This window comes from Desulfitibacter alkalitolerans DSM 16504, from assembly GCF_000620305.1.
Lineage (GTDB): Bacteria > Bacillota > DSM-16504 > Desulfitibacterales > Desulfitibacteraceae > Desulfitibacter > Desulfitibacter alkalitolerans.
This window is the reverse complement of the sequence record NZ_KK211100.1, coordinates 910,343-929,458: the sequence shown is the minus strand read 5'-3', so window position 1 is coordinate 929,458 and position 19,116 is coordinate 910,343. Positions and strand designations below refer to the sequence as shown.

13 protein-coding genes and 1 riboswitch are annotated in these 19,116 nt (G+C 39.1%); all 13 genes read left to right on the top strand.

The genetic code is table 11. The annotated features are described in order from the left end of the window. Positions 1-76: 76 nt before the first annotated feature. The 13 genes from K364_RS0110270 to K364_RS0110210 all read left to right on the top strand — a co-directional run bounded on the left by K364_RS0110270 (position 77) and on the right by K364_RS0110210 (position 19,097). Positions 77-3,679 carry an RHS repeat-associated core domain-containing protein gene (locus K364_RS0110270; protein ID WP_028307955.1) on the top strand — a complete coding sequence of 1,201 codons (3,603 nt, stop codon included), beginning with the start codon at positions 77-79 and terminating at the stop codon, positions 3,677-3,679. Between the two features lie 31 nt (positions 3,680-3,710). Then, a complete protein-coding gene (locus tag K364_RS23605; RefSeq protein WP_084295704.1) occupies positions 3,711-4,079 on the top strand; it encodes a zinc ribbon domain-containing protein in 369 nt (122 codons plus the stop codon). A gap of 57 nt (positions 4,080-4,136) precedes the next feature. Continuing rightward, positions 4,137-4,715 (top strand): RDD family protein, encoded by a 579-nt coding sequence (locus tag K364_RS0110260; protein WP_242841678.1) that lies wholly within the window; start codon positions 4,137-4,139, stop codon positions 4,713-4,715. 48 nt (positions 4,716-4,763) lie between these two features. Continuing rightward, positions 4,764-5,384, top strand: a complete 621-nt coding sequence (locus tag K364_RS0110255) for a hypothetical protein (RefSeq protein WP_028307953.1) — start codon at positions 4,764-4,766, stop codon at positions 5,382-5,384. 384 nt (positions 5,385-5,768) lie between these two features. Further along, complete coding sequence (gene glgB, locus K364_RS23600; protein WP_051533951.1) at positions 5,769-7,694, top strand: 1,4-alpha-glucan branching protein GlgB; 1,926 nt, start codon at positions 5,769-5,771, stop codon at positions 7,692-7,694. 5 nt (positions 7,695-7,699) lie between these two features. After that, positions 7,700-8,896 (top strand): glucose-1-phosphate adenylyltransferase, encoded by a 1,197-nt coding sequence (locus tag K364_RS0110245; RefSeq protein ID WP_028307952.1) that lies wholly within the window; start codon positions 7,700-7,702, stop codon positions 8,894-8,896. Between the two features lie 13 nt (positions 8,897-8,909). Beyond that, positions 8,910-10,028 (top strand): glucose-1-phosphate adenylyltransferase subunit GlgD, encoded by a 1,119-nt coding sequence (gene glgD, locus K364_RS0110240; RefSeq protein WP_028307951.1) that lies wholly within the window; start codon positions 8,910-8,912, stop codon positions 10,026-10,028. A 19-nt stretch (positions 10,029-10,047) separates the two neighbouring features. Next, entirely contained in the window at positions 10,048-11,484 is a 1,437-nt protein-coding gene (gene glgA, locus K364_RS0110235; RefSeq protein WP_028307950.1) for a glycogen synthase GlgA, read from the top strand. Positions 11,485-11,517: 33 nt separating this feature from the next. After that, positions 11,518-13,947, top strand: coding sequence for a glycogen/starch/alpha-glucan phosphorylase (locus K364_RS0110230; RefSeq protein ID WP_028307949.1), 2,430 nt, complete (start codon positions 11,518-11,520; stop codon positions 13,945-13,947). Between the two features lie 110 nt (positions 13,948-14,057). Further along, positions 14,058-15,155, top strand: a complete 1,098-nt coding sequence (locus K364_RS0110225; protein ID WP_028307948.1) for a DUF3810 domain-containing protein — start codon at positions 14,058-14,060, stop codon at positions 15,153-15,155. Between the two features lie 83 nt (positions 15,156-15,238). Further along, positions 15,239-15,340, top strand: a riboswitch (purine riboswitch). A gap of 175 nt (positions 15,341-15,515) precedes the next feature. Next, entirely contained in the window at positions 15,516-16,364 is an 849-nt protein-coding gene (locus tag K364_RS0110220) for an FAD binding domain-containing protein (protein WP_028307947.1), read from the top strand. Beyond that, positions 16,355-16,804, top strand: a complete 450-nt coding sequence (locus K364_RS0110215) for a (2Fe-2S)-binding protein (RefSeq protein WP_028307946.1) — start codon at positions 16,355-16,357, stop codon at positions 16,802-16,804. Before K364_RS0110220 ends, K364_RS0110215 begins: the two co-directional genes overlap by 10 nt. A 1-nt stretch (position 16,805) precedes the next feature. Next, entirely contained in the window at positions 16,806-19,097 is a 2,292-nt protein-coding gene (locus tag K364_RS0110210; RefSeq protein ID WP_028307945.1) for a xanthine dehydrogenase family protein molybdopterin-binding subunit, read from the top strand. The last annotated feature ends 19 nt before the right edge of the window (positions 19,098-19,116 follow it).

Genomic DNA, 19,116 nt, shown 5'->3' with positions numbered 1-19,116 from the left:
CAGTGGCAGCAAAGGGATAAGAATTTTAAGGTATATAAAGGTAAGAATTTAAAAGAAGGATGGGAGGGGCTTGGTTATGAGCACATTTGGTCTACCCAAATATATGATTAATACTGCTGCTCTAGGTCTTTATGTCACGGACAGGAAGTTTTACCATAAAGGTTTAGGGCCGGCCATAGATATTAGCTTTAATTATAATTCACAAGCTGGCAGCAACAGCAGCTTTGGATATAAATGGTCCTTTGCCTATGAGAGTTACATTGAACTAAGTGAAAATAGAGTTGTTTTGACTAGAGGATCTGGACAGAAATTGGAATTTACAATGCCAGAAATGAGCCAGCATCCAATAAAAACTATCCCGCCTGAGGGCAGATTTGATAAGCTGACTGATTATGGCGATTACTGGCTGTACCAGGAGAAGGGCAGCAAGGAGCTTTATCGCTATGACAAGGTTCCGGGCACTGTTTACAGTATGCTGACAGCACATATGGACACACATGGTAATGCAATAATGGTTCATTACAATAAGGATGGAACAATTAAAGCTATTACTGATGCTGCGGGCAGAGAAATAATTTTTACCTACAATGCTCAGGGATATTGTTCCTCATTTAGCCTGCCCGATGGTAGAAGGGCTGACTTTAGTTATAATGACAAGGGGTTCATGGTTAAATCCATTAACTTTGAAGGAATTGAAGCTGACTATCAATATGATGCTGATGGATATATGGTGCAAATGATTATTGGGAAAGGACGCAGAACAACCACCTTCAAGTATACAGAAAGGGGCAGCCACAAAACCATTAGTGCTGTTACTGATGCCCGGGGAAATACCACAACCTATGAGGTCACTTCTTTAAATCCTCGTATTGTGAAAATGGTTAATTCTGAAGGAGTGATAACCTTTTTTCAGAGTAAGGATGGTCTCACTGAAAGAATTACAGATGCAGAGGGCAGCTATTCTGCAACAAGCTATGAGAAGGGGCTTCCAGTCAGTTTTAGAGATAAAAGGGGGAATATAACCAGATACCAGTATGACCCTCGAGGTAATTTACTTAGTGTAACTGATCCACTTAATAATGTGACTAGATATGGCTATGATGAAAGGGATAATTTGATAACAGAGACAAATGCTCAGGGTCATAGCAAAACCTACATTTATGATGATAAAGATAACCTGGTAAAAATCATAACACCTTCAGGTAATGAATCCATATTTGAATATGATGAGAAGGGTCAACTAACCAGAGTAAAAGTAGAAGGCAGCAGAGAAGTGATCTTTATCCATGATAAATATGGAAATGTTGAAAAAATTACTAGTGCCCAGGGTGCAACCAGCACCTATAACTATCTTCCTGATGGTTACACCAGAAAATCCATAACAGACACTATGGGCAATGTCCATTTATATGAATATGATAAAAACAACAGGGAGAAAAAATATATTTTCCCAGATGGCGGCACCATTATCAACGAGTATGATTGCTGTGCAGGCATTCAAAATATAGATGAAAATGGAAATGTAAACTCCTTTGTAAGAGATGAGCTTTCTAATATTGTACGCATTGTGGATGCAATGGAGAATACTACCTATATGACATATAACGGAAGCAACATGCTTGTAAGGCTGGTGGATCCCCTTGGGAATGAAAGGATTATGATTTATGATGCAGTTGGCAGGCTGCAAAAAAGCACCGATCCAATGGGCAGCAATACGTCTATGAGCTTTGACCCAGAAGGCAATGTGCTGGAAATAAGGGATGCCCGTGGAAATACAATGAAATATGAATATGATGCAAACAATCAAGTAAGCAAAGTAATTAACTCTTTAGGTTATGAAACCTCGGTTATTAGGGATGGGCTTGGCAGGATGAAGTCTTTAATTAATGGGAGAGGTAATATAATTAGCTATATTTATGACCAGGACGGCAGGATTGGGAAAAAGCTGTATGATGACCAGGAAGCGGCCTCATACAATTATCTATATAAGGATGATATATTAAGGATCCATGATGTTTGGGGAACCAGGGAAATATCCGTAAATAAAAACTATCAGCCAGTAAAAATAACATATCCAAATAATCAGAAAGCTTCATTTAGTTACACACAGTTGGGCTATTTGGAAACGATGCAATATGGAAACGGCCTGGAGGTTAAATACTATTATGACAAACGAAGCAGGATAACCAGGGTTGAATTTAATGGATATTTTCTAGAGTATTCGTATGATGGAGTAGGTAATGTCCTGGCAGAGACAAGATCTAACGGAACTAAAACCCTTTATAAATATGATGCAGCTAATGTATTAGTTGAGGTAACACATAAACGGGGAGAGGATGTATTTTCACAGTTTATTGTAGAAAGGGATGGGTTAAATAATATAATAGCTGAAAAAATAATCAGCCCTATTGAACTGCAAAGCTTAGATGCTGAAATCAGCTATAAAATGAAATGTAACTCATTTAATCAACTAGTTGAGTTAAACGAAGCCTCCTTAAGCTACGATGCAGATGGGAATCTTACCGCTAGTTCAGATGGTAATTGGAAAGCAGCCTATGATTACGATAATAATATGACTGAGTTTATGTATGGTGGAGTTAAAAAAAGATTTCTCTATGATAGTGATGGAGACAGGGTGAGGGTTACAGATAAAAAAGGGACCAGGTATTACAACTATGATACAGAGGGCAGGCTGCTTTTTGAAACATATGAAAATGGGAGCATTCTAAATTATTGTATTTATGGCAGGGGGCGTATTATAGCTGCATTAAAGGAAGATGGAGCAGTACGGTTCTATCATTTTGACAGGTCGGGCAATACTACAGCAATTACAGATGAGACAGGAAAACTGGAAGCAGCCTATGTATATGAGCCTTATGGAAGTATAGTACAAAGTCTGGATGAAGCATTTGATAATACATTTACCTTTGCTGGAGCCTTTGGAGTTGTGGATGAGGGAAATGGTATATATTTTATGAAAAACAGATATTACAATGCTCAAGCAGGAAGGTTCCTTCAGGATGATCCCATAGGTGTCCTGGGTGGTATTAATCTATATGCATATGGAAACGGTAATCCATTAAAATATGTGGATCCCCACGGAACAAATGTTATCAGTACCACTCTCTTTATTGGGTCTCTTCTTACAGTAGGCTATGGTGTATATGAAGGAGTTCAAAAGCTTAGAGGCACTGCTGATGCAGTTAAAAAGGCTAATCAAACAGTTGAAAAGCATAATGCAGCTTTAGAACGATTGAAGAGAGGGGATGATTCCCCCCAGAATCTTGACAATGCCCGTAACACATATAATGCGTATAGGAGAAATGTCCACCAGGCATATGTTAAAGGGGGAGATGCTGCTTTTACTAATGTCAAAAATATAAATTCAATACTAATTAATCCTCCTAATCCCTATGATGCAATTGGTAATGCGGGTTCATTAGTCCAAGCTGGATTAGAAGAAGTAATTAATGCTGCTGGAAAACCTGGCAATGCAAGATCCCCCCAACCACAGCAGCCTTCTTCGGCAAAGAGACGCACTGCTGCAGACAGTAGACCCTGTACTCCTCCCAGCAGCCAAAGCAATATCCAAAAGCCATTTGAAATAGATTGGTCACTATTGGATGATGGTCTCAGTGATGAAGAAGCATCAAGACTGCTTGACTCTTTAGATAAATAATAAAAGTAATAATGGTTACCAGGAGGGAGAAATGATGAGCAAAAAATTTTCTTATTCAGTTTCATATACCTATGATAAGCTTAACCGTCTAACCTCGGCTGTATATAGTAATGGTATAGCCTTGAAGTACTCATATGACCAGGTGGGCAATTTGATATCTATTGATAAAAAAGCTCTGGGCTTTAGTGAAACAAAAGCAGTGGCTTCAGCTGCTAATAGCTGTAAAAATTGCAAGGCGGAGATTCTGCCTGGGACTAAATTCTGTGTAGAATGTGGAACTCCAGTACCAGCATCAATGGAAGCTAAAAGTGATAAGCAGGCTGCATACTGCACCAGCTGCGGCCAGGAAGCACCTTCGGGCAGCAAATTCTGCATCAACTGCGGCAGCCCGGTAAAATAAGGGCCAATATTCTTTGGCTCGAATAAACCAAAATACTTTGCATTGGGAGGGTTTATCATGTATTGTCCAAGTTGCGGAACAAATAATAAAGACCAGTTTAAATATTGTCAAGGTTGTGGGCATAATCTGCAGGACCAGACAGTAAGTGCTGCACCTAATAATGTTATCAGTCAAAGCTATGGACGGGATTATAGTCAAAATTACATCCAAGGTCACGGTCAAATGGGAGTGCATCCTGGTTATGGCACAGGTTATGCGCTGGAATATGCAGGCTTTCTTAGAAGGCTGGCAGCGTTGGCGGTGGATGGCATTCTTCTGTCAATTCTTTTCTCAATACTTAACTGGATTCTCGGTTCAAGTCTTGCTAACTTTATCTTCTTTTTTGCCGGAGCAGCCTATTTCATACTCCTTGAAAGCAGTCCCCAGCAGGGTACCATTGGGAAGAAGCTGATGAGGATAAAGGTAACTGATATTAACGGTCAGCAAATATCAACCACCCAGGCAGCCATCAGGTATTTTTCTAAAATTATCTCGGCAGTAATACTATATATTGGCTTTATCATGGCAGCCTTTACAAAACAAAAGCAGGGACTTCATGACATAATTGCCAAGACCCTGGTAATAAAAGGGGAGTAGCTCATAGGAGAATAATTTTATAGTTAAGGGGGAGGTTAAGAGTTTTTCATGGTTAGTCACAAGGGGTATTTTAGCAACCACAATTCTAACAACCATAAGCTAGAATGGGAGATTGCTGTTCCACTGCTGGCAAATAAGCATATATTAAAGCAGTTATTCTGGATTTTTCAAATTGCAGTAGGGTTTGTGCTGATACTTCTTTTTCTGATACAGGCTCTGGATCCCTTCACAAAAATTACTCTAGACTTTATAAAATTTTTAGGACAGCTTTACTTCATATTGATGGCTATACTATCTGTATGTCTTATTCTAGGCTATTTAATTATAATGGGAGCACGTTATGATTTCATTTTTACCCTGGATAGCAATGGAGTAATGGAAAGCCCTGGAAGAAAGCAGGGCAGGAAAAATGCCATAACTAATACAATGCTTATAATTGCAGGTTTGCTTTCCAGAAACCCAGGATTGGCTGGAGCGGGAATGATTGCCCAGTCACGACAGCAGAACTATATTAGCTGGCAGGACATTAATAAAATGGAGGTTGATCCCCGGTCAAGAACCATCATCTTAAAAAGAAATAGACGTCCCCTTATGATGGTGTTCTGCACAAAAGAAAATTTTGAAGAGGTAAAGGATAGAATAAAAAACCACCTTGAGGGTCAGGCTTGACAAATTGACATTTTACTTAGGCAACTCCTCCTAAATATAAAATTATGGCCCAGTTGCGCTATAAGAAGCAGCTGGGCCATAATTATTGCTGTTCCTATTATCTTGTCAATGATCTTAAGATCTTATTAGTCTAAATTTAACGAGAACTTAATTAAATAGTGTTACATTTTAATAATAAAACCTAAATTTTATGTTTCATGTTGCTGATGCATTAAAATGTTATAATTTAATTTCATATAATCTTACTAAAATTTGTTAGATTTTAATAAAAAATAACTTTAATTTTATTAATTGTAAAAAAAATATTATAAATAGAAGGATTATCCAGTTAAAAAATCTAATTATTATATATAAAGCTTTTGGTGAAAAGGGGGTTTTATAAAAATGAATACAGAAGCAGTTAATGAATATAATGTATATCTGTTTCATCAAGGTACCAACTATCAAAGTTATAAAATGTTTGGTGCACACCTTACGGAACTGAATGGGAAAAAGGGTGTTTTATTTAACCTTTGGGCACCAAAAGCAAGACTAGTAAATGTTGTGGGGGAGTTTAATAGTTGGTGTGGAAAGGACCATTATATGACAAGGGTGTCTGATTTGGGAATATGGTCTATTTTTATTCCTGGACTTGAGGAAGGCACTTGCTATAAATATGAAATTCACACCTATTCTGGTGATATTTATCTTAAGGCAGACCCCTTTGGGGTATATGCGGAAAGAAGACCCTGTTCTGCTTCCGTTGTATTTGATTTGGATGGGTTTACGTGGACTGATGGTGATTGGTTGGAGCGAAGGAGCAGGTCTAATGTTTACAATGAACCCCTTCTCATCTATGAGGTGCATCTTGGATCATGGAAGAGAAAGGAAAACAATAATTTTCTTACCTATAGAGAGCTGGCAGAAGAGCTTGTAGACTATGCAGCCGAAATGGGATACACCCACATTGAGTTAATGCCTGTAATGGAGCACCCCCATGATGGTTCATGGGGTTATCAGATAACAGGGTATTACTCTGTTACCAGTCGCTTTGGCTCACCTCATGATTTCATGTACTTTGTTAATAAATGTCATGAAAAGGGTATTGGAGTAATACTTGACTGGGTACCAGGACATTTTTGTAAAGACGGTCATGGACTGTTCAACTTTGACGGAACGCCAATGTATGAATACCATAACACCATAAAGAAAGAAAATGTTCAGTGGGGAACAGCTAACTTTGATTTGGGCAAGCCTGAAGTTAGGTCTTTTCTCATATCAAATGCACTATTTTGGATGGACATGTATCATATAGACGGTTTAAGAATTGATGCTGTGGCCAGCATGCTTTATCTAGATTATGCTAAAGAACCTGGCCAGTGGGAGCCAAACCAATTTGGCGGCAGGGAAAACCTGGAAGCAATAGAATTTATGAAAATGTTAAATCAAGCTGTTTTTGAAAAGTATCCTAATACCTTGATGATTGCAGAAGAATCCACGTCATGGCCCCTGGTAACCAAACCAACGTATATGGGAGGATTAGGCTATAACTATAAATGGAATATGGGCTGGATGAATGACATGCTAAAATACATGGAAATGGATCCCATATACAGAAAATGGCATCATAATCTAATTACCTTTTCATTTTTCTATGCTTTTTCCGAAAATTTTATTCTTCCCCTATCCCATGATGAAGTGGTCCATGGCAAGAAATCCTTGATTGATAAAATGCCTGGAGATTATTGGAGGAAGTTTGCAGGTCTTAGAACTTTATATGGTTATATGATGACCCACCCGGGTAAAAAGCTTCTTTTCATGTCAGGGGAATTTGGTCAGTTTATCGAATGGGATGAGAAAAAAAGCCTTGACTGGCATTTGCTGGAGTATGATATGCATCAAAAACTCCACAACTATGTAAAAGCCCTTAATCACCTGTATTTAAAGGAAAAGGCTTTATGGGAACAGGACCATGAATGGCAGGGATTTAAATGGATTGATCCCAACAATTATAATCAGAGCATTATAGTGTTTTTAAGGTACTCTAAAACTCCGGATGATTATTTAATTGTCATCTGTAATTTTACTCCAGTTGTATATGAAAACTACAGGATTGGAATCCCTGAGCTAGTTGAATATAATGAAATTTTCAATAGTGATAAGGACGTTTTTGGAGGTTCCAATCAGTTAAATAATGCAATTAACATGGCTGAACCTTTAAGGTGGCATAACCAACCTTACTCGCTCCAGATTAAGGTTCCTCCAATGGCTGTGGTTATTCTAAAACCTGTAATAAACAGTTGCCTTGAATACAAAGGAAAGGAGTGTTAGACCAAATGAGGAAAAAAGAATGTGTTGCCATGATACTGGCCGGTGGGCAGGGAAGCAGGCTGGGAGTCCTTACAAAAAACATAGCTAAACCAGCAGTTCCCTTTGGCGGAAAATATAGAATAATTGATTTTACTTTAAGCAATTGCAGCAACTCTGGGATAGATACTGTTGGAGTGCTGACCCAGTATCAGCCTTTAATCTTGAATTCTTATATAGGAATAGGCAGCTCCTGGGATCTAGACAGAAACATTGGCGGAGTAACTCTTTTACCACCTTTTGCCAAGGAGAGGACCAGGGAATGGTATTCTGGTACAGCTAATGCCATCTATCAAAATATTAATTTTATAGATTCATATGATCCTGAATTTGTTCTAATTCTTTCAGGAGATCACATTTATAAAATGGACTATTCATTAATGCTGGAATTCCATAAAAAGCATCAATCCCAGGCAACTATTGCTGTTAAAGAAGTACCCTGGAATGAAGCCAGTAGATTTGGAATCATGAATACAGACGTGAATTACAAGATTACTGAATTTGAGGAAAAGCCAGAACAACCAAAAAGCAATCTGGCATCCATGGGTATCTATATTTTTGACTGGAAGCTGTTAAAAGAATATCTTGAAAAAGATGAGAATAATCCTAACTCATCAAATGACTTTGGCAAGGATGTAATACCAATGATGCTCTCTGGGGGAGTTAACATCTTTGCTTATCCCTTTAGCGGTTACTGGAAAGATGTAGGTACCATTGAAAGCCTCTGGGAAGCAAACATGGAATTGATATCTGAAGAATCCCTGCTTAATCTGCGGGATGTAAAGTGGAAGATTTATTCGGCAAATGGATCCCATCCTCCCCATCTTGTTGGTCCAGACGCTAAAATAACCATGGCCCTTGTAAATGATGGATGTGCAATCTGGGGACATGTGGAGCATTCAGTGATTTTTACTGGTGTCCATATTGGACCAAACTCTTATGTAAAAGATTCAATAATCATGCCTCATGTTAAAATTGGTGCAAATGTAAGGATTAACAAGGCAATTATTGGAGAAGAAACAATTATTGAAGATAATAGCATCATTGGATTTTTTGACGATAAACAGTCTAAAGAGACTTCAATGGAAAATGATAGCAAGATTATTGTAATTGAAGAGCAAATGATTATCAAAAATGATACCATGATTAAAAAAAGTACTGCTTAGGAGATGGAGCATTATGAAAAATGTTATGGGAATTTTAAAGCTTACTGAAAGTGAAAAGTATTTAAGGGAAATAACAGCTCATCGTGGTGTTAGTTCAATTCCCTTTGGCAGCAGGTATCGGCTGATAGACTTTATTTTATCAAACATGGTTAATTCAGGGATTAGCAATGTGGGAGTCTTTACCCATGAAAAATCACGTTCCCTTGTGGACCATCTTCGTTCCGGCAAATGGTGGGATCTCCACAGGCTAAACAACGGGTTATTTATCTTGCCAACTGAGGCAATTAATCAACCTCGCATTCCCTTAAGGGGAGACCTGGAAATATTTCAAGCTCATATTGACTACATAAACAATAGTCCCCATGACTATGTGGTAATAGCAAACAGTAATATGATTTGCAATATTGATTTTAGAAGGGTATTTGACTTTTACAAAGAGCAGGATGCCGATGTGGTACTAGTCTATAAAAAAGACGGCCTTTACACAGATGACTTTTATCATTTGACCCTTCTGGATATTAATGAGAATCAAAGAGTTGTAGATATTGAATACTGTCCTTTGCAGCCGCGGTTTGACAATGTTTTCATGGACATGGCAATTATGAAAAAATCCCTGCTTTTAGATATTATTAACACGTGCTGCGCCAGGGGCGGAGCTGATCTTCTTAAAGACGGTCTTATTAAAAATATTGATAAGCTTAAAATTTTTGGTTTTCACCATGAAGGGTTTTTAGCTAGAATAACCACCATGGAGAGTTACTTCAAGTATAGCATGGAATTGCTTGAGCCTGGGGTATGGTATGAATTATTTAATAGTTCAAGGCCTATTTATACCAAGGTAAAAAACTCTCCCTCCACTGAATATCATAAGACGGCCATGGTAAAAAATTCGTTAATAGCAAGTGGGTGTTTAATCCAGGGAGTTGTTGAAAATAGTATTATCTTCAGGGGTGTTGACATACATCAAAATGCTGTAGTAAGAAACAGTATTGTTATTTCAAAAAGCAAGGTTGAAGAAAATGCTTATATTGAAAATGTTATATTGGACAAGGATGTTACCATATCTAGAAGTAAAGTACTCAAGGGTGACCTCAGGCATCCCATTTTCATTGGTAAAAAATTTGTAATCTAAAAAAGAAGGTGATTTAAAAATGAAAGTACTTTTTGTTGCTTCTGAAGCTACTCCCTTTATAAAAACCGGAGGACTTGCAGATGTGATAGGTTCATTACCACGTGAACTTAAAAATCATGGTATTGATGTACGGGTTATCATGCCAAAATATGGTGAAATACATGACACCATTAAAAAGAAAATGAAAGTAGTAAAAAGATTCACCGTACCCATAGGTTGGCAGAGCCAATATTGTGGAATTGAGACACTAACATATAAAGGCATAGTATTTTATTTTATAGATAATGAACAGTACTTTAAGAGGCCAGAGCTTTATGGCTACTGGGATGATGGTGAAAGGTTTGGTTTTTTCTGCAGGGCTGTAATAGATAGTCTTCCCTACTTAGATTTTAAACCTGAGATAATTCACAGCCATGACTGGCATGGAGCCCTGGTCAATACTTTGCTCCACATTCAATATAAAAATAGTGATTTCCACAGCAGCATAAAAACAGTCTTTACAATCCATAACCTGCATTATCAAGGCATATTTCCCAGGGATATTCTTGACCTGTTTGGAATAGATTATAGTCATTTTAACGTTAATGAGCTTGAATTTTATGGAAATGTAAATTTTATGAAGGGTGCACTGGTTCACTCTAATATATTAACTACTGTCAGTAAGAGTTATGCCGAGGAAATTCAAACACCTTATTATGGACATGGGTTAGATGGACTATTAAGAAAAAGAAGCAATGACTTGTACGGAATTATCAATGGAATAGACTATGACGAATATAATCCAGAAAGTGACCAGCACATTTTCAAGACCTATTCCAGCAGGTCTATCAGCAATAAAAGAATTAATAAATTAAAACTCCAGAAACTGCTGGGACTTCCTGTAACAAATTGTGTGCCAATCATGGCAATAATATCCAGGCTGGTGCCTCAAAAGGGTTTGGACCTTATAAGTCATGTTCTGGATGATATTTTAAATGAAGATATCCAGTTAATTGTTCTGGGAACTGGACTAAAGGAATATGAAGATCTGTTTAAAAAGGCGGCCAGTGAATATCCTGATAAAGTTTCTGCCAATTTCATGTTTGATGAAAAATTAGCCCGTAGAATTTATGCAGGCTCTGATTTCTTTTTAATGCCATCCATATTTGAACCTTGCGGCATAGGCCAGTTAATAGCCCTCCGCTACGGCACTATTCCCATTGTCAGAGAAACTGGTGGCTTAAAAGATACAGTAACTTCTTACGACGAATTGAATACACATGGTAATGGATTTACTTTTGCGAATATAAATGCCCTCGATATGTTATATACTATCAGACGGGCCATTTCATACTTCCAAAATAAGCCTGAATGGACAAAAATAAGAAAAAATGCAATGGAATGTGATAACAGCTGGAATAGTTCGGCTTTACAATATGTAAACCTATATACCAAGCTGCTTGGAGGGGAGATATAAAGGATATATAAATCTTAACTAGGGGGTACAATAGTGTTTACTAACAAACAAGTTTTTAAGGAGGCCTTCTTAAATAAGCTTGCCAGCATCAGGGGAAAAACCTTACAAGAGGCCTCACCCATGGATATTTATCTTGCCTTTGGAAAACTAATTATGGATTATACCAGCAAGAATTGGGCCCAGACAAATCTGGATTATAAAGAAAAAGAAGCAAGACAGGTTTATTATTTTTCCATGGAATTTTTACTGGGTAGACTCATGGGACAGTATCTGGTAAACCTTGGCATTAGGGAGGTTTGCCAGGAAGGCTTTAAGGACCTGGGAATAAATCTAGAAGAAGTAGAAAGTCTTGAACCAGACGCAGGGTTGGGTAACGGCGGCCTGGGCAGGTTGGCTGCTTGTTTCATGGATTCATTGGCTTCTTTAAATTATCCCGGCCATGGATGTGGTATCAGGTTTAAATATGGACATTTTGAGCAAAAAATAATTAATGGCTACCAGGTTGAGCTGCCTGAAAACTGGTTAAGAGAGGAAAATGTCTGGGAAATTAGAAGGGCAGACAAGGCAGTTGAGGTGAGATTTGGCGGCAACGTCCGCATGGAAGTAGTAGAAGGTAAAATGGTATTTCACCATGAAGATTATGAACCTGTTCTGGCTGTACCATATGATGTGCCCATTATTGGCTATGACAACAAGACTGTAAACACACTGCGTTTATGGAATGCTGAAATTGCTGATAATGACTTTGACTTTCCATCTTTTACCCACGGCGATTATTTAAGGGTCATTGAATACAAGCGGTCTGTGGAAGCAATATCTCAGCTTTTATATCCTGATGACAGTCACCACGAGGGCAGGGTGCTGCGGTTAAAGCAGGAATATTTTCTGGTGTCTGCCGGCCTGCAAAGTATTATCAGGACTTACAAGAAAAAATCCAGATCTCTAGCCTATCTCCATAAAAAAGTAGCCATCCACATTAATGATACTCATCCTGCCCTGGCTATACCTGAACTCATGAGAATCCTCATAGATGAAGAAGGAATGGGCTGGAATGAGGCCTGGTCAATAACCACTGAAACCATCTCTTATACTAATCATACTATCCTGGCTGAAGCGCTAGAAAAATGGCCGGTGGATATTTTCAAGTCACTTTTGCCAAGAATATACATGATCGTTAATGAAATAAATGAGCGTTTTTGCGGCCAGCTTTGGAACAAATATACTGGGGACTGGCAAAAAATCAGGGAAATGGCCATAATTGCTGATGGATATGTTAAAATGGCCCATCTTGCAATAATCGGCAGCTACAGTGTTAACGGTGTTGCCAAAATACACACTGATATATTGAAAAAATATGAGTTAAAAAACTTCTATGAATTTTATCCATATAAATTTAATAATAAAACTAATGGAATTACCCATAGAAGGTGGCTGTTAAAGGCTAACCCTGCATTATCGGATCTTATTATTGAATGCATTGGCACCCAATGGATTAAAGAGCCTGAAGGGTTAATTGATTTTTTGAAATACAGGTCAGATAGTAGTATTTTAGCCAGATTAGAGGAAATTAAAAGAAATAACAAAATAAAGCTGGCAGAAATAATAAAACAAAATAACTTAGTTAATGTGGATTGTGATGCCATTTTTGATATTCAGATAAAAAGACTCCATGCCTATAAAAGACAGCTTCTAAATGCTCTCCATATAATGCACTTATATAACAGGCTCATTGAAAATCCTGATTTGGATATAGTGCCAAGGGTATTTATTTTTGGTGCCAAGGCTTCTCCCAGCTACCATTATGCAAAAAACATTATCAAGCTAATTAATTCCATTGCCCTTAAAATCAACGATGATAAAAGGCTCAAAGATAAGCTCAAAGTAATCTTTTTGGAAAATTACAGGGTTTCTTTAGCAGAAGCTATCATACCAGGAGCTGATGTAAGTGAGCAAATATCCACAGCAAGCAAAGAAGCGTCTGGTACAGGCAATATGAAGTTTATGATGAATGGAGCAGTCACTATAGGTACATTAGATGGAGCAAATATAGAGATATTAGATGCTGTAGGCAGTGAAAATATTGTTACTTTTGGTTTGACTGACAGAGAGGTTTTAACCTTTTATCACCATGGTGGTTATAATTCCTGGGAGATTTATAATAGTGACGAAAGAATTAAAAATATTTTAGAACAATTTGTAAGTGATTTTCTCCCTGCCCCCCAGGGGGAATTTACCACTATATATAATTCTTTACTCCACAACAATGACGAATTTTTTGTGTTAAAGGATTTTGCTCCCTATGTGGATGCCCAGAACAGAATTGATAAGCTATACAAAAACAAACAAAAGTGGACTCAAATGTGTTTAGTAAACATAGCTCATTCAGGAAGGTTTTCTAGTGACAGAACAATTAATGAATATGCAAGGGAAATATGGAACATAAAGCCCTTTACTTCTAAGTAAACTTAAAAACTACTCAAGCCTTGAGTTAAGTGAATCAAAGATTAGTTGAGTCACCTGTAATGTGTTATAATTCACCTGTAAGGAATTATGACAATAGGAGTACTGCCGCTATGAAAGTTGCACAAATTAGGCTGCTAATTTATGTTTTTTTGTTTTGTGGAACAATCCTGTCCCTTTTTGCGCCACAATTTCCTAAGGTTATAGAAGCCCTTTATTCAACTGGAATATATTATTGGCTGGTACGGCCGTATAGTCTGTTAACAGGATTAATTCCCTTTTCCCTGGCTGAATTGGTTGTTGTAGCTCTTGCCATGTATATAGTTTATAAATTAGTGAAGGTATTTATAGTACTCTTTAGACAGCCCAGGATTTTTATAAAAGCTGTGCCTGGAAGGTTTATTAGAATAGGCCTTGTATTATTTGCCGTATATCTAGCTTTTAACCTCATATGGGGCTTAAATTACAGCCGCGCAACCTTTGCCGACATATCTGGTCTGCCTGTAGAATCTGCCTCTGTAGATGAGCTGGCAGAGCTTGCCCTGCATTTGACCCATAGGGCTAATGAACTCAGAGCAAAGGTAGATGAGGACCAACAGGGAGTTATGATCCTTTCCAATGGGATTAAAGATATGCTTAATCGAGCCCATATAGGATATGAGAGAGCCGGGGAAATTTATCCGGAATTAGCAGGGCGCTATGGCAGGCCTAAGGGGGTAATGCTGTCTCCCTATTGGTCTTATACTGGTATTGGTGGTGTATTCTTCCCCTTTACTGCTGAAGCCAATGTCAATATCCACATGCCTCATTTTATGCTTCCATCTACAACCACCCATGAGATGGCTCACCAGAGGGGTTTTGCTAGAGAAGATGAAGCAAATTATATAGCTTACTTAACCTGTATATTACATCCAGATCCTGATTTTCAATATTCGGGAGTTGTTTTAGCATTGACTTATGTAATGAGAGAGCTGCGCAAATCTGATTCGGAGGCATGGAAAGAGATAAGACTGAAGTATAGTGAAGGGGTTAACCGAGATTTTGAGGACTGGAAAAATTATTGGGCTCGTTACGAAGGGCCTGTTGATCAGATATCCACCAACATAAACAATACCTATCTTATGGCCAACAGGCAAACAGATGGAGTGAACAGCTATGGAAGGATGGTTGACCTGATGCTTGCTGAGTTTCGTGCTGCATCTTCAAATTAAAATCGAACATTCATCTGATTGGATCGTGGAACGTTCGATAATACCATTGACCTTTTCTCGAAACGTATTGTAAGATATACATGGTACAATTTTATAATATAGTTCATATAAACGCAGTAATATGGTCTGCAAGTTTCTACCAGACTACCGTAAATAGTCTGACTATGATCAAAAGTGTATTAAGAGACAGGGACCCCGGGGGTGCTGGTTTACTCACTTTGTTCAAGTGGAAACCACCTACCTGGGGTTTATTATCCTATGGGCATGCCTCTTTCGTGGTGAGGGATGCCTAGTAGATGGTTGAGACATCTTAAGCCTTGTTAGTAAGTTAACTTTTAATTCAGGGAGGGGCAACTAAAAATGCTTTCCATACAAGAGTTTGTACAGCCAAAAACAATTGAGGAGGCATATAGCATTCTAGTAAAACGGCAAAACAATGCAATTCTAGGGGGATGTGCTTTTTTAAGACTTGGCTCAAGGAAAATAGAAACAGCAGTAGACTTATCCTTGCTCGATCTAAATTACCTTAAGGCACAGGGTGAATATATAGAAATTGGAGCCCAGACAACCTTTAGAGAGCTGGAAACCAGTGCCTTGCTGGCAGATAATTTTAATAATATACTTGCTAGAGCAGTAGAAAGTATTATCGGGGTGCAGTTGAGAAATATAGTTACAGTGGGTGCTTCAGTCTATTCTAAATATGGATTTTCTAATCTAATAACTGCCTTATCAGTTTTAGAGACTGAGGTGGAGCTGCATAAGGCAGGAAGAATGTCATTAACAGAGTTTTTGGACATGCCCAATAACAACAGGGATATTTTGACCAGAATATTTATAAAAAAAGACGAGAGACGGGCCTCCTATCAGGATTTGAGGAAGTCAGCCAGTGACTTTGCTATTTTAAACGCTGCAGTTTCCAAATATAACAACCACTGGACAATTGCTGTGGGAGCCAGACCACAAAGGGCAGTCATTGCGCAGCAGGCTTCCAGGGAATTATCTGCCTGGTCAAGCGTAGCTGCTAACTTAAATGCCGTTTCAAAACCTGAGGTAAATCCTCAAGGAGATTTTAATATTGAGCAAGTGGCACAGCTAGCTGCCCGGGAAGTAGCCTTTGGAACCAATACCAGGGGCAGTGCCAGCTACCGACAGGAAATGTGCAGGGTGCTGGTCAAACGGGCCATAAGGGAGGTTTTAGCATGCTCATAGATGTTGTTCTTAACGGTAAAAACGTGTCTTTGGAAACAAAAATAGGTGAATGCCTGGCTGATACCCTTAGAAACAATGGGGTTAAAAGTGTGCGCAGGGGCTGTGATACCACATGCTGCGGACTCTGTACAGTATGGCTTGATGATAAACCGGTTCTATCCTGTGCAATTTTGTCTGTTAAGGCAGCGGGAAGGGAAATTACCACCATGGAAGGTGTTGAAATGCAGGCCAATGAATTTGCCAGGGTCCTTGTGGCAGAAGGTGCAGATCAATGCGGTTTTTGCAGCCCGGGTTTTATCATGACTGTACTGGCCATGAAAAAAGAACTGAAAAATCCCACAGAGGAAGAAATAAAACACTATTTAACCGGCAATTTATGCAGATGTACAGGCTACGTGGGCCAGCTCAGGGCAATAAAAAAGTATATGGGGGTGGCATAATATGAAGTATATAGGTAAGGCCATACCCAAAATAGATGGAATAGCCATTGCTACTGGCAAACCTGTTTATACAGAGGATTTAGCAGTACAAGGTGCTTTGGTTGTAAAAATCCTGCGAAGTCCCCATGCTTTTGCCAGGATAAAGTCAATAGACGCTTCAAAAGCCAGGGAGTTAAAGGGAGTGGAGTGTGTACTTACCCACAAGGATGTACCCAAGGTTAGATTTACCAAGGCAGGGCAATCCTATCCCGAACCGTCGCCTTATGACAGATTAATATTGGACGAAATAGTAAGATATGTAGGTGACGAGGTAGCAATTATAGCAGCAGTAGACGAGGAAACTGCAGAAAAGGCCATGGGATTAATTGAGGTTGATTACCAGATTTTTGAGCCTGTTTTAGACTTTGAAAAAGCCCAGGGCAATCCATCAGTTGTTCATCCTGAGGAGGATCTTCATTGTAATTTTGACATTGGCATGGACCTCAAGAGGAATGTTGTTTCCTCCCAGAAGGTTGAGGTGGGCAGTGTTGAGGAAGAAATACAAAAATGTGACGTGGTAGTTGAGGAAACCTGCTATACTCAAGCCCAATGCCATGCTATGATGGAAACCTACCGTGCCTTTAGCTATCTTGACCATACAGGAAGACTTGTAGTAGTAAGCTCAACCCAGATTCCCTTTCATGTCAGGCGACAGTTGGCCAGGGCATTAAATATCCCTGCAAGCAGAATAAGGGTCATCAAGCCAAGAATAGGTGGGGGATTTGGCGGCAAGCAGACAGGAATAGTGGAAGTCTTTACAGCAATTGTGACCCTGACTACAGGAAAACCAGCAAAGATTATCTATGACAGAAAAGAAACCTTTACCTGCACAACAAGCCGCCATGCCATGAGATTAAAGGTAAGGCTTGGGGCAGATAAAGAGGGCTTCATTAAAGTTGTAGATATTGAAGGGTTATCGGATACAGGGGCATATGGTGAGCATGCCAGCACCACCTTTAGTGTTGTAGGTGAAAAAACCTTACCCCTTTACAACAAGACAAAAGCTGTCAGATTCATGGGAAATGTGGTATATACAAATAAAATGCCTGGAGGGGCCTTTAGGGGTTACGGTGCAACCCAGGGCACCTTTGCCCTGGAAACTGCTGTTAACAAGCTGGCAGACACGCTAAAGATGGACCCAACTGAGATCAGGATGAAAAATCTAATTAGAGAAGGGGAAACCTCTCTAATCTATATTGAAAACGCCCTGGGCAGCTCTACCCTGCACAAATGCATAGAAAAGGGTAAAGAACTCATAGGCTGGAATGAAAAATACCCAAGAAGGGAACTGGATAATAACAAGGTCAGGGGAATTGGCATGGCAGTTACCATGCAGGGCTCCGGCATTGCGTTTATTGACACTGCCGCAGCTGAAATAAGGTTAAATGATGATGGAAACTATACCCTGCTCATTGGCTCTACTGACATGGGGACGGGAAGTGATACCATATTAACCCAGATGGCAGCTGAGGTGCTTGAGACATCCATGGAAAATATAATTGTCAATGCAGCTGATACTGACGTATCCCCATACGATCCCGGTTCATATGCTTCAAGCACAACCTATGTGACTGGCATGGCAGTAGTAAAGGCTGCAGAGGATTTGAAAAAGCTGATTATGGAGTGGGGGGCAAGGCTTATGGGCCTTGCTCCTGATGAAGTAGTTTTTGATGGCGTTAATATTTCATCCTTAACTGGAGAACATACAATTAGTATAAAAAGTATAGCCCAGGAAATGGCTCTGGCCCTTAGTGCTAATACCCGTCAGTTAATTGGTTACGGCAGCCACGGCAGCCCAATTTCTCCACCACCTTTTATAGCGGGATTTGCAGAGGTTGAGGTAGACAAAGATACTGGAAAGGTGGACCTGATAGACTATGTGGCTGTTATTGACTGTGGAAAGATCATGAATCCTAATCTTGCAAGGATTCAGGCAGAGGGCGGCCTTGTACAGGGTATAGGTATGACCCTTTATGAGGATGTAAGATATGATAATAAGGGAAGAATGACAACAGATTCCTTCATGCATTACAAAATTCCCAGCCGTAAGGATATAGGGGAGATCCGGGTAATTTTTGAGGAAAGCTATGAACCCTCAGGGCCCTTCGGTGCAAAATCCATTGGAGAGGTTGTAACAAATACACCAGCACCAGCAATTGTGCATGCTGTGTACAATGCAGTTGGAGTAAGGATTACAAATCTGCCAATAACACCTGAGAAGCTTTATATGGCCATGCAGGACGGGCAAAAATAATTGCACTATAATATAGATA

Bases quoted from the DNA above. Each gene is read 5' to 3' on its own strand.
- K364_RS0110245 (WP_028307952.1), top strand. From the start codon at position 7,700: ATGAGGAAAAAAGAATGTGTTGCCATGATACTGGCCGGTGGGCAGGGA.
- glgD (WP_028307951.1), top strand. From the start codon at position 8,910: ATGAAAAATGTTATGGGAATTTTAAAGCTTACTGAAAGTGAAAAGTAT.
- K364_RS0110220 (WP_028307947.1), top strand. From the start codon at position 15,516: ATGCTTTCCATACAAGAGTTTGTACAGCCAAAAACAATTGAGGAGGCA.
- K364_RS0110210 (WP_028307945.1), top strand. From the start codon at position 16,806: ATGAAGTATATAGGTAAGGCCATACCCAAAATAGATGGAATAGCCATT.
- K364_RS0110270 (WP_028307955.1), top strand. From the start codon at position 77: ATGAGCACATTTGGTCTACCCAAATATATGATTAATACTGCTGCTCTA.
- K364_RS0110225 (WP_028307948.1), top strand. From the start codon at position 14,058: ATGAAAGTTGCACAAATTAGGCTGCTAATTTATGTTTTTTTGTTTTGT.
- K364_RS23605 (WP_084295704.1), top strand. From the start codon at position 3,711: ATGATGAGCAAAAAATTTTCTTATTCAGTTTCATATACCTATGATAAG.
- K364_RS0110215 (WP_028307946.1), top strand. From the start codon at position 16,355: ATGCTCATAGATGTTGTTCTTAACGGTAAAAACGTGTCTTTGGAAACA.
- K364_RS0110255 (WP_028307953.1), top strand. From the start codon at position 4,764: ATGGTTAGTCACAAGGGGTATTTTAGCAACCACAATTCTAACAACCAT.
- glgB (WP_051533951.1), top strand. From the start codon at position 5,769: ATGAATACAGAAGCAGTTAATGAATATAATGTATATCTGTTTCATCAA.
- glgA (WP_028307950.1), top strand. From the start codon at position 10,048: ATGAAAGTACTTTTTGTTGCTTCTGAAGCTACTCCCTTTATAAAAACC.
- K364_RS0110260 (WP_242841678.1), top strand. From the start codon at position 4,137: ATGTATTGTCCAAGTTGCGGAACAAATAATAAAGACCAGTTTAAATAT.